The organism is Exiguobacterium sp. MH3 (assembly GCF_000496635.1).
In the GTDB taxonomy this organism is placed as follows: Bacteria; Bacillota; Bacilli; order Exiguobacteriales; family Exiguobacteriaceae; genus Exiguobacterium_A; species Exiguobacterium_A indicum.
This window is the reverse complement of record NC_022794.1, coordinates 325,645-340,438: the sequence shown is the minus strand read 5'-3', so window position 1 is coordinate 340,438 and position 14,794 is coordinate 325,645. Positions and strand designations below refer to the sequence as shown.

Here is a 14,794-nt window from a genome sequence, read left to right as displayed (position 1 = left end):
TTATTTCGTTTCGCCTTCGTACGACATCATGCCGCCATCCATGTTCGTCACGTCATATCCTTGTCCTTCGAGATATGTCGTTGCGCGACCACTGCGCGCACCAGAACGGCATACCATGACATACTCTTTTTTCTTGTCGAGTTCGTTCATCTTGAATTCAATCAATCCGAGTGGAATATGGATCGCTCCCGGAATCATTCCTTCTTTGACTTCATCGACTTCCCGGACATCAATGACGTTCAGTTGTTCACCACGTTCAATTTTTTCCTGTACTTCTGTTGCTGTCATGCGTTTCATGTTCAATTCCTCCTCTTGATTCGATTTAGCGCCAGGCATTCATTCCGCCACGGACTTCCGTGACATTTGGATAACCGGCTTTTTTTAGTACTTTGACGGCTTGTTTGCTTCGCATCCCGCTTTGACAGATGACGATCACTTCTTTGTCTTTCGGGATTTGATTCAGTTGACTGTTTAGCGTTTGTAATGGAATGTTCTTAAATCCTTTGATGTGATTGCCTTTGAATTCTGCCGGTGTCCGAACATCGAGATAAAATCGTTTGCGGTCGTTTAGTAACGGCTTCAGTTCCGTGGTCGACACTTGTTTGACGCCTTTTGTTGGGGCGAATATCTTATAAGCGAGATAGCCGACGACGAGCAACAAGATAATCGATCGTACATCCATGCGTCACTCCTCCTTCAGATCATTAGATGAATAGATTGACGTTTCCGTTCTCCGCATCGGCGAGGTAGGCGGCAACACCTGCATACTCAATCCCGTCGTGTAATTCTTCCTGTTTCAAACCGAGTAAATCCATCGTCATCGTACAGGCGACGAGTTTGACATCCTGTTCTTTCGCTAATTCGATTAAGTCCGGAAGCGGCATCGCATTGTGCTTCTTCATGACGTTTTTAATCATTTTTTGACCTGCACCACCGAAGTTCATTTTCGAGAGTGGCATCTTATCAGCACCGCGTGGCATGAACTTACCGAACATCTTCTCAAGGAATGTTTTATCCGGCTGGATCGGTTCATCCTTACGCATCGCATTCAAACCCCAGAAGGTATGAAAAATCGTGACTTCGTGATCGTATGCGGCTGCACCGTTGGCAATGATATAAGCTGCCATGACTTTGTCGTACTCTCCACTAAATAAAACGATGGTTGTTTTTTTCGTATCTGACATGAACGTAATTCCTCCAAACATTTACCCTAATGGGTATATTAATTCGTAAAAATTTTTTATCTGCTTTTCATTAAGAGTTGAACAGCCTCTGCAACGGCTTGTTCATGATTTTCCGTCGCATCATCCTGACGGACACAGTCGATCAAGTTCTCACTGACGACAAGACCAATGACACGATCGATTGCACTACGTGTCGCACTCAGTTGTGTGACGACATCCTTACAGGACGCCTCTTCTTTCATCATTCGAACGATACCGTGGATTTGTCCTTCAATCCGATTCATCCGATGAATGATGCGATCTTCATAACCGTTTTCCATATGAAGTTCATCTCCTTTTTTAAATGTGACATACGTCATATCTCGTTGGTACATTTCATACAATAATACCTACAGGGGTATAAGTCAACGAAAAAGATTTCCGATTTTGTCGCCATTGTAGAACGTCCGGAAATCTTTTTGCATTTAACCTTTCCAATTCGCCTGTAAAAAAGTGATCCAATGTTCTGCAAGGCGAGTCGGCATCTTCTCTGGTAACAGATAACGAAACGTTCGTTTAGAAATCCCTTTCGCATGAAGCGTAAAGGACTCGGACGGGAAAGACGTGACGAGTCGTTCTGACAACGCTGCAATGCCACTCCCATTAAAAACAAGTTGGCGTACTAAAAAGTTGGCATCGACTGTAATCGTTCGTGCGGGAACGATCGACGAAGCATCTAGCCAACGATCGAGCGCATAGCGGGAGGCAGATCCTTCTTCGCGAACGATCCACGTTGCATCGTTTAACGGAAGGTGGGACGCACCAATGATGTGCAGTTGATCTTTTGCAAAGACGATTTGTTTGATCCCATCAAGTGTCAGTTCTCCCTCGATCATCCCGAGATCGATCTCACGATGTCTTAAGGCTGCTGCCACTTGATCGTGATTCATTAATTGGATATCTAGTGATACCTTAGGATGAGCGCTTGAAAACAGATGAATCATGTTATCGAGCAACATTTCGTGAATCGTATGCGTTGCTCCGATCCGTAAGGTTCCGCGGAAGACACCTTCCGATTCATCCAGCTGGGACTGCATCTGTTCGAGCTGGAAAAGAATTTCTTTCGCGTGGCGATAGACAATCCAGCCCATTTCCGATACCTCGACCCCTATTGCGAATGAATCACGTATTAACAATGAATGTCCGATCTCTTCTTCTAGTCGTTTGACGTGAATACTGACCGTCGGTTGCGATAGAAATAACTGTTCCGCTGTTTTCGTAAAATGACGTGTTTCAACAAGTGTGACGAACGTTCTGAGTTCAGTTAATTTCAACAATACCCCTCCTCATTACATTTCATAATCATTTGTATGTAATTAATTCATTTTTATAATCTTGTATTCCTCTTTCATACTCAAGGTATCACGTATTAGAAAGAAGGACTGTTTCATGATGTATATCTCATTTATGTTATTAGGAGCAACCATCGGCATACTCTCCGGCTTTTTCGGAATCGGTGGCGGCATCATCCTGACCCCACTTTTATTGATTCTCGGCTATGAAGCCAGCACCGCGATTGTCCTCAGTCTGTTGCTGACACTCGGATCGACTGTGACCGGCACGCTCTCGCATCTTCGATTAAAAACATTCCGTTTTCGTGATGCCGGGATCATTGGTCTGTCTGGCATCATCGGTTCTGCGTTGATCACACCAATTGTCTTTTGGCTCGAGCGTCATGCTGGTGCTGATGTCGTCTTATCAAGTCTCTACATTGTCTTACTGATTGGTTTTTCGATTCAATTCCTTCGTCCCCGTTCAAAGGAACGTCCGTCTTTTCCGATCCATGATGCTTCCGTCGTGAAGCTCGCTGTCATCGGACTTGCTGCCGGAATTCTCTCTTCATTGATGGGTGTCAGCGGTGGATTCTTGTTGACTCCGCTCTTGCTCGCCTGGGTTCGTTTCCCGCTCAAACAAGCAATCGGAACGAGCATTGCCTCTGCGACATTGATCGTTCTTGGAGGCGTGACGAGTTATGTTGCTTCCGGAACCAGTGCCCCGTTATCACTCGGGATTGCTTTAATCGTCGGTGCGTTCATCGGCTCACCACTCGGCGCGTCACTCTTGCATCGCTTCAATGAACCGTTCGTCCAAAAGACGTTAGGAATCTTTTATGGTGTTGTCGCCTTAAGCGTCATCGTCAAAGTGTTCGGACTTCCCTATCTGTCACTCGTCTTACTCGCTCTGTTCATACTCAGCCTTTTGAGCGTCTTCGGTTACCGGATTCTCAAAACAGCCTAAATGAAAAAGCAGCTGACGATGTGTCAGCTGCTTTTGTGCGTGCTCAATGATTAACGCACGCTTTCTTCTTTGATTTTTTGCGGTTTCATGATTTTTGCCTCTTTTTTCTGACGCATGCGTTCCGCATTCATCAATCCTCCTAACATCAGGACGACAGCGGACAAATAGAACCATGTCATCAAGACGATGATTCCGGCAAGCTGACCGTAAAGACGATCGTAACTACCGAACTCAGCGTAGTAAGAGAAGAATTCCGAGACGACTTGCCAGGCAATCGTCGCAAAAATGGCTCCAGGGAGTACCTGACGAACCGTTAGTCGGACACTCGGTAAGATCCGATACAATAAGATGAAAAAGACAAGTAAGAACAACGTCCCGAGTCCCCAGCGGAATAAGAACCAGATCCACGAATAATTCGTCACGAAATCAGCGACGATTGCAAAGTGGTTGATGAAACGCCGTGTTAACTTTTCTGAAATCGGAACAATCAATGAAATCGGTAAGATGATCATCATCCCGATCGTAAAAGCGAAGTCTTGCAACAGTCCGCGCCAAAATGGCGCTTTTCGTGTCACTTCGAGCGCATCGTTCAGCGAGCGGACGAGTGACTGGACCGACATCGAAGCAAGCCAAAAGGCGGCAAGGAAACTGATCGAGGCAAGTTTAAAGCCGCCTTGATCAAAGATTCCAACGACGTTCCGCTGAATCAAATCGTACGTTTCTGCCGGAGCAAACGGTCGAATTAAATCCAGCACGTTATCGGACGTAAACGGTAAGAACGAGACGATCCCAACTACGAATAATAAGAACGGGAATAAGGACAACATCAAATAATAGGCGAGCTGAGCCGATTTATCAAAAAAGGCTTCACCAAAAAAACGGGCAAATACAGGTTTGATTAAAGACATACAAATTTCCTCACTTTCAACTAATTCTCTACACTATCCCCCATTTCATACCTCCTTTAAACTTTTGGAAGTCTTTTGAACTTATAACAACCTTATACATCATTCAAGTTTGGCGCTTCGGTTCTGCGCGGGGTACACTAGGAACAGAGATTGTATCGTGCTTGTTTTTTAGAAAGGATTTCGATTCGTGTACTCACTCATTCAAACCGAAGCAGAACGCTTCTTTACTTCTTATATAGAGCAATACCCCGAAATGGCCGGACGTCAGCAAGAAGTCATCCGTTCGATTGAAACAACAGGAACGTACGAACAGACGGCTTCCGAGCTCGCGTTCGGCGCCAAGCTCGCTTGGCGAAACAGTAACCGCTGTGTCGGACGTCTCTTTTGGGAACAACTCCATGTCTTTGACGCGCGGGATGCGTTGACCGTTGAAGCGGTTCGCGACGCGTTATTTGAGCATATCCGGTTCGCGACGAACGAGGGACGAATTCGCTCGACGATCACGATTTTCCATCCGACACGTGTCCGGCTGCATAATCACCAACTGATCCGCTATGCTGGTTATGAGACCGCAACAGGAATCATCGGCGATCCGGCTTCTATCCAACTGACGCGCCAATGTGAAGCACTTGGCTGGTCCGGAGCACGTACCCCCTTTGATATCCTGCCTCTGCTGATTGAACTCGATGGACAAGTCAGTCTGCATCCGATTCCAGATGAGCTCGTGCTCGAAGTCAGCATCACACATCCTGACTATGATCTGTTCGGTGGTCGCGAAGTCCGCTGGTATGCTGTGCCGATGATTGCCGACATGCAGCTTGAGATCGGTGGCATCGTCTATCCGTGTGCTCCGTTCAACGGATGGTACATGGGAACAGAGATCGGTGCCCGTAACCTCGCTGATACGGATCGTTACGATCTGTTACCGCTCGTCGCGACACAACTCGGTCTGAATACCTCGCGTGAACGTTCGCTTTGGAAAGACCGAGCGCTCGTCGAACTGAACGTTGCCGTACTCGAATCGTTCGAACGTGCCGGTGTGACGATTGTCGATCACCATACGGCTGCGAAACAATTCGCTCGTTTTGAAAAAAACGAAGCCGCGTGTGGTCGTGATGTCACCGGGGAATGGTCCTGGCTCGTGCCACCGATGAGTGGGGCAACGACGCATATGTTCCATAAGGATTACGACCCAGAAATCAAACGACCGAACTTCTTTCCAAAATCAACACAGACGGCACCTGTGACCGGCTGTCCGTTTCACCAAGGAGCATTGAAATGAATTATGTCGAACAGTTACGTCAAAAAATCGGTCATGACCCAGTCATTCTAGTCGGCTCCGTCGTCCTCGTCGTACAAAATGAACACATTTTGCTCGAACAACGGAACGAAGCACAAGCTCGCTTTGGTTTACCAGGCGGATTGATGGAATGGGCCGAATCACCGGAAGAGACCGCGCGTCGAGAGCTTAAAGAAGAGACTGGCTTAGAGGTGGAACGATTAACGTTACTCAATGTCTACTCCGGTCCGCAATACGTGACGACGTTAACGAACGGAGACGTCTTTCAAAGCGTCACCCTCGCCTATATCGGTGAACATCCGATCGGAATGTTAAAACAAAGTGATGAGAGTATCAAGCTCCAGTTTGTCCCGCTTGATGACTTACCTGATCACTTAGTCGGTTCTCACGCTCGAATGATTGAAGACTACAAAAACCGCCGCTAAATGAATAGCAGCGGTTTTTGTTTATAGCGACTGACGCATGATGTATTGTTTCAAATCCCGCTGAGTCCACCCTTCAGAACGTAATGCCTCCCAAACCTGCACATCTGTTGATTGATAATGGTAGGTCGTTCCCGGTAAACGACGGACGACTTCTGTGGCATGTCGTGCTTTTTGTTCTGCTGGACCTACGACTGACAAGAGAGATGATCCGGCTACTGCCACTACACTTGCTTCTAATTGGTAATAATCCGTTTGTAATTGCTGCATGACATGAGGATCTTGCTGCCAGATGTATTCTCCTTGTCCATGGTATTGTTTTAAAAACTCCACTTCTTCGATCGTCGGCAGAGCGACCTCTTGACGTTCATCCGTTAAATGAAAATAACCGATTTCTCCAACAATCGTGTAGTGAAGCGATTCATACAAGCGAATTGCCGGATCGTTCCCTTGAATGACTTCAAGCATCAGACCATCCATTCCGATTTCTTTAGCATGGCTCAGTTGTGCTTGATACAAGGCTTTCGCGATCCCAAGACGACGATATTGTGGTGAAATCCCCAGTCCCCCACACCGCATGATGCGTTGACCCTCGATCTCCTTCCAACCGTTCAGCCAGAGACCGACCGGTATTTCTCCATGATAGGCAACGAATGAATGCTCCAATTGGTTCCCGTCTCGTTCGATGATGCGCTCTTGGAATTCTGCTTCCGATAAGTGCAGTGGAATCAAATAATCTTGGAATCCATCCTGCATCGCTTTGTACGCCGTTTTTACGCCAGGTGCGCGTTGAATATGAATCATCGAAAAACCTCCTTTTCCACTGAGCTGTTTCGCTTTCGTTCGCCTCATTTCCTGCATACAAAAACACCCTTGTCGCCAAGGGTGTTAGTCGATTCATTGATGGAGTTTCGAACGCTTGCGTCCATATCCGAAGTACAACAGTAATCCAATGGCTGTCCAGACAAAGAAGGCAATCCACGTGAATGGTTGTAAGTTGAACATAAGCATGATACAAGCAAGGACTGACAAAATCGGTAAGACTGGGACGAACGGAACCTTAAAGGCGCGCTTCAAATCGGGACGCGTCCGGCGTAGGACGATGACCGCGATCGAGATGAGCGAGAAGGCTGCCAGTGTTCCGATGTTGATCAATTCAGCAAGTGTACCAAGCGGCACGAATCCAGCGATTAAACCAGCAGTCGTTCCGAGAATCCAAGTCGCTTTAACTGGTGTGTGTGACTTTTCATTGACGTCTGAGAAGACTTTCGGTAATAATCCGTCACGGCTCATCGCGAACAAGAGACGGACGAGACCAAATGTCATGACGAGGATGACCGTCGTCATACCAACGATGGCTCCTAAGTCAACGAATCCAGCGACCCAGTCTTGCCCAGCCACTTTTAAGGCAAGGGATACTGGGCTATCAACACCTTCAAACTGTTTGAATGGAACGATTCCGACCATGATAGCAGAGACGACGACGTACAAAACGGTAACGATCGCAAGCGATCCTAGAATCCCAATCGGTAAGTTACGTCCCGGGTTTTTGACTTCTTCTGCTGCCGATGTGACGGCATCAAATCCAAGATAAGCGAAGAAGGCAATCGCTGATGCTTGCAAGACACCGCTCATACCGAACGGCGCAAACGGCTTGTAGTTGCCTGGTTCGATATACCAGATCCCGACGACGATGAACAAGACGACGACGGCAACTTTGACGAGTACCATGATGTTGTTGACGCGTTTTGTTTCTTTAATCCCAAGCGAAAGCAAGAGCGTGATGACCATCAGAATCAAGAACGCTGGTAAGTTAAAGAACGTTTCGCTTCCTGGTACAGCACCTGGAGCAGCTGTTAAAGCTGTCGGTAAATGGAGACCAAAGCCTGCTAACAGTGACTGGAAGTACCCTGACCAGCCGGTCGCAACGGCACTCGAAGCGAGTCCGTATTCTAAAATGAGACACCAGCCGATGATCCAAGCTACGACTTCCCCAATCGTTGCGTATGTATACGTATATACACTACCTGAGACGGGAATCATCGACGAGAATTCAGCATAACAAAGGGCTGCGAGCGCACAGACGATAGCGGAAATAATAAATGAGATCGGTAAAGCAGGTCCTGCATAAAGAGCGCCCGTTCCTGTCAGAACGAAAATCCCGGTACCGATGATGGCACCGATTCCAAGTAAAATAAGGTCAAACCCTGATAAGTGACGTGCCAGTTTGGAATGTTGTTTCATGTCCATCATCACACTGACATCTTTCTTGCGAAGCAAACTCATGTTTCATCCTCCGAACTTTTCTCTTTTTTCTGAATATTCAAATCATTGAGGTAATTGACTTTCTTATCATAACAAACGATGTCAGGTTCGATAAGTCTTTTTTTCTGTATTTTTTCACAAAGTGGTCAAACCACTTTTGTGAAAATGCGACAACGCTTTGATGCGTCAACGCAAAAACACCCTTTCCTCAAAATGAGAGGAAAGGATGTACTCGTATTACGGACGATCGTTTGGATGATCGAGGTTAGGACCTTTATGATCATCTGGATCGATCGGGTAATCATCTTGCTGTGCTAAATCGTTTTCTGGCAATGCACCTTTTGGTGTACCATGTGTCGTCTCATCTGTTGAAGAAGAGCGCGCTGAACGTGGTGCACGATCTGGTGTGACATCATCTGCTGCTTGTGAAGCTGCACCTTTTGCTGCATCTTTCAAGCTCGGTGATGAAGAAGTCGATGCTGACTTACTTGGAAGGTTCGATGTGTCAACTTCCGTGTTCTCTGCTTTCTTTTGCAGACGATCGAGGTAACGCGATGCATTATCACGTCCACCGAGACCAAAGGCAAGACCGAACGCAAGCGCAAGTGCTCCCAAGATCAAGATGAAGGCTGAGTTGACGATCGTATCAGCAACACCCAATTGATCAAGTGCCATGAAGACAGCAAGTGCAAGGATCGCATACTTCGCAACGCTTGAGAGGACTTTTAGTTCAGAGTTACCGAACAGGCTGTCCATCGTACGTTTGACGAGGTTGCTGACGATGATCCCGATTGCGAGAATGATGATCGCTGTCAGGACGCTCGGTAAGAACGCAAGGACGGCGCGACCGAGGTCGACCATGAAGTCAAGACCAATCAAGTTGAAGGCTTCGACGACGAAGAGAACGACGATGACGATCTCAACGAGTGCACCAACGATCGAAGCTGGTGATGTAGAAGCTTGGTTTGCATCCCACGTACCGATTTTCAAGTGACGTGTCAGGTTGTTGAAACCAAGACGTGATAAGAGATCCGTCACGAATTTCTTAACGAAACGTCCGACGTAAAGACCGACAAGAATCAGTACGACACCAACGATGATGTTTGGAATCATACCGAGGACATCGTTCAACATGTTAATCGCTGGTCCTGTGATTCCTTTAATGTTCAATTGATCAAGTGCTGAAATCGTGATTGGAATCAGAATCAAGATGAAGACGACTGTTCCGAGAATCGACGAAAGTGATTTCGCATCTTTTTGATCCGTTGACCCGAGGTTGAAGCGAGCTGCGAATTTATCTGTTCCAACAGCATGAAGGAAATTCGTCACGATATCGCGGACGATTTTCGCTACGAGGAAGCCGACGAAGAAGATGGCTGCCGCAGCAATCAAGCGTGGAATGAATCCAAGGAATGACGATAACAATTGGCTGAACGGTTGTGAGACACTCTCAATGTTCAAGGCACCGAGTACACCCGGTAGGAACAGAAGCAAGACGAGGTAGAAGACGATCTCCCCTGCTACTTTTGGATAAGCTGAAAGATCCGTCTGACCTTGAAGCATCTTGTTCGAACGTACTTTGTCGTTCGCCATCAGCTTCGTTCCTGCTTTGACGATGATCATGCGGAGAACGACCGCGATGACGTATGCCAAGAGAAGGATGAGAGCTGCTTTCAAGATATTCGGGATTGCCGCGAGTAATGTACTCATCGTATCCGCAAGTGGTCCAGCAATGATGTTCAGATCAAGGATGTTGAAGACCAAGATAAGAACGAAGACCATGAGAACCCAGAAGACGACGGTCCCGATGATTTTTTCAGGTGTCCACTTTTTCTTCTTTGGTGGCGTACCCTCTTTTTGAGGTGACAACTTGTTGACGACCCCAGACTTCTCTAACGCTTTTTGAACTCCGTTCGCGATCAGCTTGGCAATGAGCCATCCAATCAAGAAAATGATGATCGCTCCAAGCAAGTTGCCGAGTGATCCGAGAATGCCGTTCAAGTTCAACGACGTTCCGTTCCAAATGTTATTCATCCTGCCACACTCCTTCACCTAAATAAAATTATATATTTCTGACACTTCTTTAATTTCCCCAGCTAAAGGATTTATTAAACCCTTGTCCGTACCAGAATGTGGCGTTTCTTGTTTCTCCTACAAAAAACTGGATGTTTACTATATGTGAGGATACACTGCTACAACAATCATTTCGTAAAAAAGCAGTATCGTCTAAATGACGACACTGCCTTATATCAAACGACTTCTTTTTCAGAGAATTGACTGTTGTACAGATCCGCATAAAAACCATCTGCCTCGAGCAATTCTTCATGTGTGCCCTGTTCGATGACACTTCCTTGATTCATGACGAGAATCAAATCGGCATCCTTGATCGTTGAGAGACGATGGGCAATGACGAAGCTTGTCCGTCCTTCCATCAAGCGACGCATCGCTTGCTGGATGAAGACTTCCGTCCGTGTATCCACACTAGAGGTCGCTTCATCGAGAATCATGATCGGAGGATCGGCAAGAACGGCCCGAGCGATCGTCAACAACTGTTTCTGACCTTGCGAGATGTTCGAGGCTTCCTCATTCAAGACCGTATCGTACCCGTCCGGCAACGTCCGGATGAAGTGATCAGCGTGCGCCGTTTTGGCTGCGGCGATGATTTCCTCCTCGGTCGCTCCACTCTTACCGTAAGCAAGATTATCCCGGATCGTACCGTTGAAGAGCCACGTATCTTGTAAGACCATCCCGAACGTCGTCCGTAAGTCTTCGCGTGACATCTCGCGGGTATCGATGCCGTCAATCCGAATCGTCCCCCCGTTCAACTCATAAAAGCGCATCAATAGATTGATCATTGTCGTCTTACCGGCACCCGTCGGTCCAACGATTGCGACGGTTTGTCCCGGTGAGACATCGATGTTCATGTCCTCGATCAAGAGATCGGTTCCGTAACCAAAATCAACGTGTTCAAACGCGACCGCCCCTTCAGCCTGCGTAAGACGGTGTGTCGTCACTTCCTTGATTTCTTCTTCTTCGTCCAGTAATTCGAAGACACGTTCCGCTGCTGCGACCGTCGATTGGACAATGTTCGCGATGTTCGCCGTCTGTGTGATCGGTTGCGTGAACTGGCGTGTATAGGTGATAAACGCTTGAATATCCCCGATCGAGATCGCCCGTTGCGTGACGAGAATCCCGCCGACGATACTGATCAAGACGTAACTGATATTCCCGATGAACATCATCATTGGCATGATGATCCCGGAGATGAACTGTGCTTTACGTCCTGCTTCATACAACTCTTCGTTGACGGCATCAAACTGCTCGACCGCTTTGCGTTCATGTCCGAACGCCTTGACGACCGAGTGTCCGGTATACATCTCTTCGACGTGTCCGTTCAATTGTCCAAGCGTCCGTTGTTGATCGGCAAAGTATTTTTGGGACCGTTTCAAAATCGGACGGATCGCAAAAATCGAGACCGGTAATGAGACAAGTGAAATCAATGTCAGAATCGGACTAATCGTCAACATCATGATCAGAATTCCGACGATTGTCACAATTGAGGTGATGAACGATGTCACACTTTGTTGTAACGTACTCCCGATCGTATCAATATCATTCGTCACGCGGCTGAGTGTCTCCCCGTTCGGACGACCATCGTAATATTTCAATGGCAGGCGTTCGAGTTTATGATTGACGTCTTCGCGTAAATCGTAGACTGTTTTTTGAGCGATACCTGACATCAAATACTGTTGCAAGTAATTGAACAGACTACTGATGATATACAGTCCAGCCAGCCAGAGCAGGATTTGTCCGATTTTCGTGAAATCGATCGCTGCTCCCGGTACACCTTGGAACTTCGCATATGCCCCTTCAAACAATTCCGTGATTGCCGTTCCCATGATTTTCGGACCGGCAATCATGAAGACCGTACTGAGGATGGCTGCAAGGAAAACACCAACGAGTGCCGTCCGACGCGGACGCAGATACCGAAGCAGACGACGGAACGTTGCTTTGAAATCCTTTGGTTTTTCTCCGAGCATCATCATATTTCCGCCACCGGGACCACCAGGCGGAGGACCGCCGGCAGGTCGTTTTTTCTCACTCATGCGATTTCCTCCTCTGATAGTTGTGATTTAACGATTTCTTGATAGACGGCATTGTCAGCAAACAATTCATCGTGCGTTCCGATTCCAGCGACTTTCCCTTCATCCAGGACGATGATTTGATCGGCATCGATGACGGTGCTGACACGCTGAGCGACGATCAAGACGGTTGCCTCGCGTGTTTCTTCCCGTAAGGCTTTCCGAAGTGCCGCATCAGTTTTAAAGTCGAGCGCTGAAAAACTGTCATCAAAAACATATAAATCTGGTCGACGAACGAGGGCTCGCGCAATCGACAACCGTTGTTTCTGTCCACCGGAGACGTTCGACCCACCTTGTTCGATCCGTGCTTCGTAACCGTCCGGCATCCGTTCGATGAAATCGGTCGCTTGTGCGATTTGCGCTGCATGCGCGACTTCTTCGTCTGTCGCGTCCTCTTTCCCGAAGCGAATGTTTTCAGCGATCGTACCCGTAAACAGTAACGCCTTTTGGGGAACGAAGCCGATTTTCGACCGCAGTTCCTCTTGCGGTACATCCTGGCTATCGACACCGTTGACGCGGATGCTCCCTTCCGTCACATCATAAAAACGAGGAATCAAATTGACGAGCGTTGATTTACCGGAACCCGTTCCGCCGATCACAGCCGTCACTTCACCTGGTCTTGCCGCAAAGCTGATTTCGGATAAGACGGGTGTCTCAGCTCCTGGGTAACGGAACGTGACACGATCAAAGACGAGCGTTCCTTTTTCACGGTCAGCGGTTTGTGTTCCCTCATCTGTCATCGTCGGAGTCATCTCGAGGACTTCATTGATCCGTTTCGCCGAGACGGCTGCTCGCGGAATCATGACGAACATGACTGATGCCATGACGAGCGCGAACATAATTTGCATGACATACTGGATGAACGCCATCAAGTCCCCGATCTGCATGCCGCCATTATCGATCCGAATTCCCCCGAACCAAATGACACCAACAACGGTTAAGTTCATGACGAGCATCATGACCGGCATCAAGAACGCCATGATTTTATTGACCTTAATCGAGACTTCTGTTAAATCCGCGTTCGCTTTCGTTAACCGAACCTGCTCATCACGTTCCCGGTTAAAGGCACGGATGACACGGATCCCGGTCAAGTTCTCCCGCAAGACGAGGTTCAGACGGTCGAGTCGTTTTTGAACCTTCCCAAACAACGGAACCCCTTTCCACAGAATCAACAGGATTGAAATCACAAGGACCGGCATTGCCGCGACGATGACGAGTGATAGTTTGGCATCTTTTGAGACGGCCATGATCAATCCACCGATAAACATGATCGGCGCACTTACGACCATCCGTAACATCATGATGACGACTTGTTGGACTTGCGTGATATCGTTCGTCGTCCGCGTAATCAATGACGCCGTTCCGACTTGGTCGAACTCTTGCAGGGAGAACCGTTCTACATGGTTAAAGACTTGGCGACGAATATCCCGTCCGAGTCCCATCGACGCCTTCGATGAATAATAACTGGCGGCAACGGCAGCTAACGCCCCGACACCGGTTATCCCCAGCATGACGGCACCAATTTTCCAAATATACGCGGTATCGCCGGTAACGACGCCTTTATCAATGATGTCCGCCATTAGTGTCGGTAAATACAAATCGGACATCGACTGCGCGAAAACCAAGACGAGCACAGCAAGGACCGCCCATTTATAGACCGTCAACCGTTTGAGTAACTTAATCATCCGAACATCCTCCTTTCAGATCTGGACGTAAAATCTGACCGATTCCCTCAGCAATCACTGCGTGTGTTTCAAGCATTTGTTCAAATACGTCCGAGTCAATCGTCGCAAGCACTTGCTCCAGTTGACGTTGCATTCCCTTCTCTTGTTCCTTGATGTCAGTGACGAATTGCTGCCCTTGATCACTAAGCTTTAAGACGACTTCCCGTCGATTGTCAGGGTTTGTCTCGCGAATGACCCAACCCGATTGGACGAGTCCTTCAATCGACTGACTGAGCGTACTTTTCGGTAAGTGCGTATGTGCGGCGAGCTCTTTTTGCGAGATCGGTCCACGCGGTGCAATCGTCATCAGACTATGAAATTGCGGTAAACTGAGTCCGTTTTCCTGCGCCGTCTGATGCGCTGCTCGGACGAGGTGTCGTTGCACATTCCAAAACGACTGCATCATCGCAGTCGAACGGGTCGTTTCCGTTTGATCCATCTTGTTTCGCCTCCTTGTTCCATTTCAAATCGTTCCAAAAGGAACAATTACTTATATGAATTAAATTACGCCGATTATTTTTGATTGTCAACGAAAAGGCAATGTGAAAAATCACATAGTTTTGTTATGCTCA

General features: G+C 47.6%; 15 protein-coding genes. 3 read left to right on the top strand and 12 right to left on the bottom strand.

Features of this window, described 5'->3' with window-relative positions; translation table 11 throughout:
* From U719_RS01780 to U719_RS01760, 5 genes are all read right to left on the bottom strand, one after another.
* Nucleotides 1–297, bottom strand: a complete 297-nt coding sequence (locus U719_RS01780) for a rhodanese-like domain-containing protein (RefSeq protein WP_023466941.1) — start codon at nt 295–297, stop codon at nt 1–3.
* A gap of 25 nt (nt 298–322) precedes the next feature.
* On the bottom strand, nt 323–682 hold the full coding sequence (locus U719_RS01775) for a rhodanese-like domain-containing protein (protein ID WP_023466939.1): 360 nt from the start codon (nt 680–682) through the stop codon (nt 323–325).
* Between the two features lie 22 nt (nt 683–704).
* Nucleotides 705–1,184 carry a DsrE/DsrF/DrsH-like family protein gene (locus U719_RS01770; protein WP_023466937.1) on the bottom strand — a complete coding sequence of 160 codons (480 nt, stop codon included), beginning with the start codon at nt 1,182–1,184 and terminating at the stop codon, nt 705–707.
* 56 nt (nt 1,185–1,240) lie between these two features.
* Nucleotides 1,241–1,504, bottom strand: coding sequence for a metal-sensitive transcriptional regulator (locus U719_RS01765; protein ID WP_023466936.1), 264 nt, complete (start codon nt 1,502–1,504; stop codon nt 1,241–1,243).
* 144 nt (nt 1,505–1,648) lie between these two features.
* Nucleotides 1,649–2,497 carry a LysR family transcriptional regulator gene (locus U719_RS01760; protein WP_023466935.1) on the bottom strand — a complete coding sequence of 283 codons (849 nt, stop codon included), beginning with the start codon at nt 2,495–2,497 and terminating at the stop codon, nt 1,649–1,651.
* Nucleotides 2,498–2,630: 133 nt separating this feature from the next.
* Between U719_RS01760 and U719_RS01755 the strand changes: the two genes are divergently transcribed.
* Nucleotides 2,631–3,461, top strand: coding sequence for a sulfite exporter TauE/SafE family protein (locus U719_RS01755; protein ID WP_235147616.1), 831 nt, complete (start codon nt 2,631–2,633; stop codon nt 3,459–3,461).
* A 50-nt stretch (nt 3,462–3,511) separates the two neighbouring features.
* Here U719_RS01755 and U719_RS01750 read toward each other — a convergent pair whose 3' ends face one another.
* Nucleotides 3,512–4,369: a YihY/virulence factor BrkB family protein gene (locus tag U719_RS01750; RefSeq protein ID WP_023466934.1), complete on the bottom strand. Its 858-nt coding sequence runs from the start codon at nt 4,367–4,369 to the stop codon at nt 3,512–3,514.
* Nucleotides 4,370–4,556: 187 nt separating this feature from the next.
* Here U719_RS01750 and U719_RS01745 point away from each other — a divergent pair, with 187 nt between their 5' ends.
* Complete coding sequence (locus U719_RS01745) at nt 4,557–5,651, top strand: nitric oxide synthase oxygenase (RefSeq protein WP_023466933.1); 1,095 nt, start codon at nt 4,557–4,559, stop codon at nt 5,649–5,651.
* Nucleotides 5,648–6,094 carry an NUDIX hydrolase gene (locus tag U719_RS01740; RefSeq protein ID WP_023466932.1) on the top strand — a complete coding sequence of 149 codons (447 nt, stop codon included), beginning with the start codon at nt 5,648–5,650 and terminating at the stop codon, nt 6,092–6,094. The genes U719_RS01745 and U719_RS01740 overlap by 4 nt, the downstream gene beginning before the upstream one ends.
* 21 nt (nt 6,095–6,115) lie before the next feature.
* On the opposite strand, the gene U719_RS16400 is transcribed toward U719_RS01740, so the two are convergent.
* The 6 genes from U719_RS16400 to U719_RS01710 all read right to left on the bottom strand — a co-directional run bounded on the left by U719_RS16400 (nt 6,116) and on the right by U719_RS01710 (nt 14,661).
* The gene (locus U719_RS16400) at nt 6,116–6,895 is read right to left on the bottom strand and encodes a GNAT family N-acetyltransferase (RefSeq protein WP_158408683.1); all 780 of its coding nucleotides are present in this window, start codon (nt 6,893–6,895) and stop codon (nt 6,116–6,118) included.
* Between the two features lie 93 nt (nt 6,896–6,988).
* Complete coding sequence (locus U719_RS01730) at nt 6,989–8,377, bottom strand: amino acid permease (protein WP_023466930.1); 1,389 nt, start codon at nt 8,375–8,377, stop codon at nt 6,989–6,991.
* A 216-nt stretch (nt 8,378–8,593) separates the two neighbouring features.
* Nucleotides 8,594–10,390: a mechanosensitive ion channel gene (locus tag U719_RS01725; RefSeq protein ID WP_023466929.1), complete on the bottom strand. Its 1,797-nt coding sequence runs from the start codon at nt 10,388–10,390 to the stop codon at nt 8,594–8,596.
* A 215-nt stretch (nt 10,391–10,605) separates the two neighbouring features.
* Nucleotides 10,606–12,462, bottom strand: a complete 1,857-nt coding sequence (locus U719_RS01720; RefSeq protein ID WP_023466928.1) for an ABC transporter ATP-binding protein — start codon at nt 12,460–12,462, stop codon at nt 10,606–10,608.
* Nucleotides 12,459–14,183, bottom strand: coding sequence for an ABC transporter ATP-binding protein (locus tag U719_RS01715; protein ID WP_023466927.1), 1,725 nt, complete (start codon nt 14,181–14,183; stop codon nt 12,459–12,461). Before U719_RS01715 ends, U719_RS01720 begins: the two co-directional genes overlap by 4 nt.
* Complete coding sequence (locus tag U719_RS01710) at nt 14,176–14,661, bottom strand: MarR family winged helix-turn-helix transcriptional regulator (protein ID WP_023466926.1); 486 nt, start codon at nt 14,659–14,661, stop codon at nt 14,176–14,178. The genes U719_RS01715 and U719_RS01710 overlap by 8 nt, the downstream gene beginning before the upstream one ends.
* Nucleotides 14,662–14,794 lie beyond the last annotated feature (133 nt).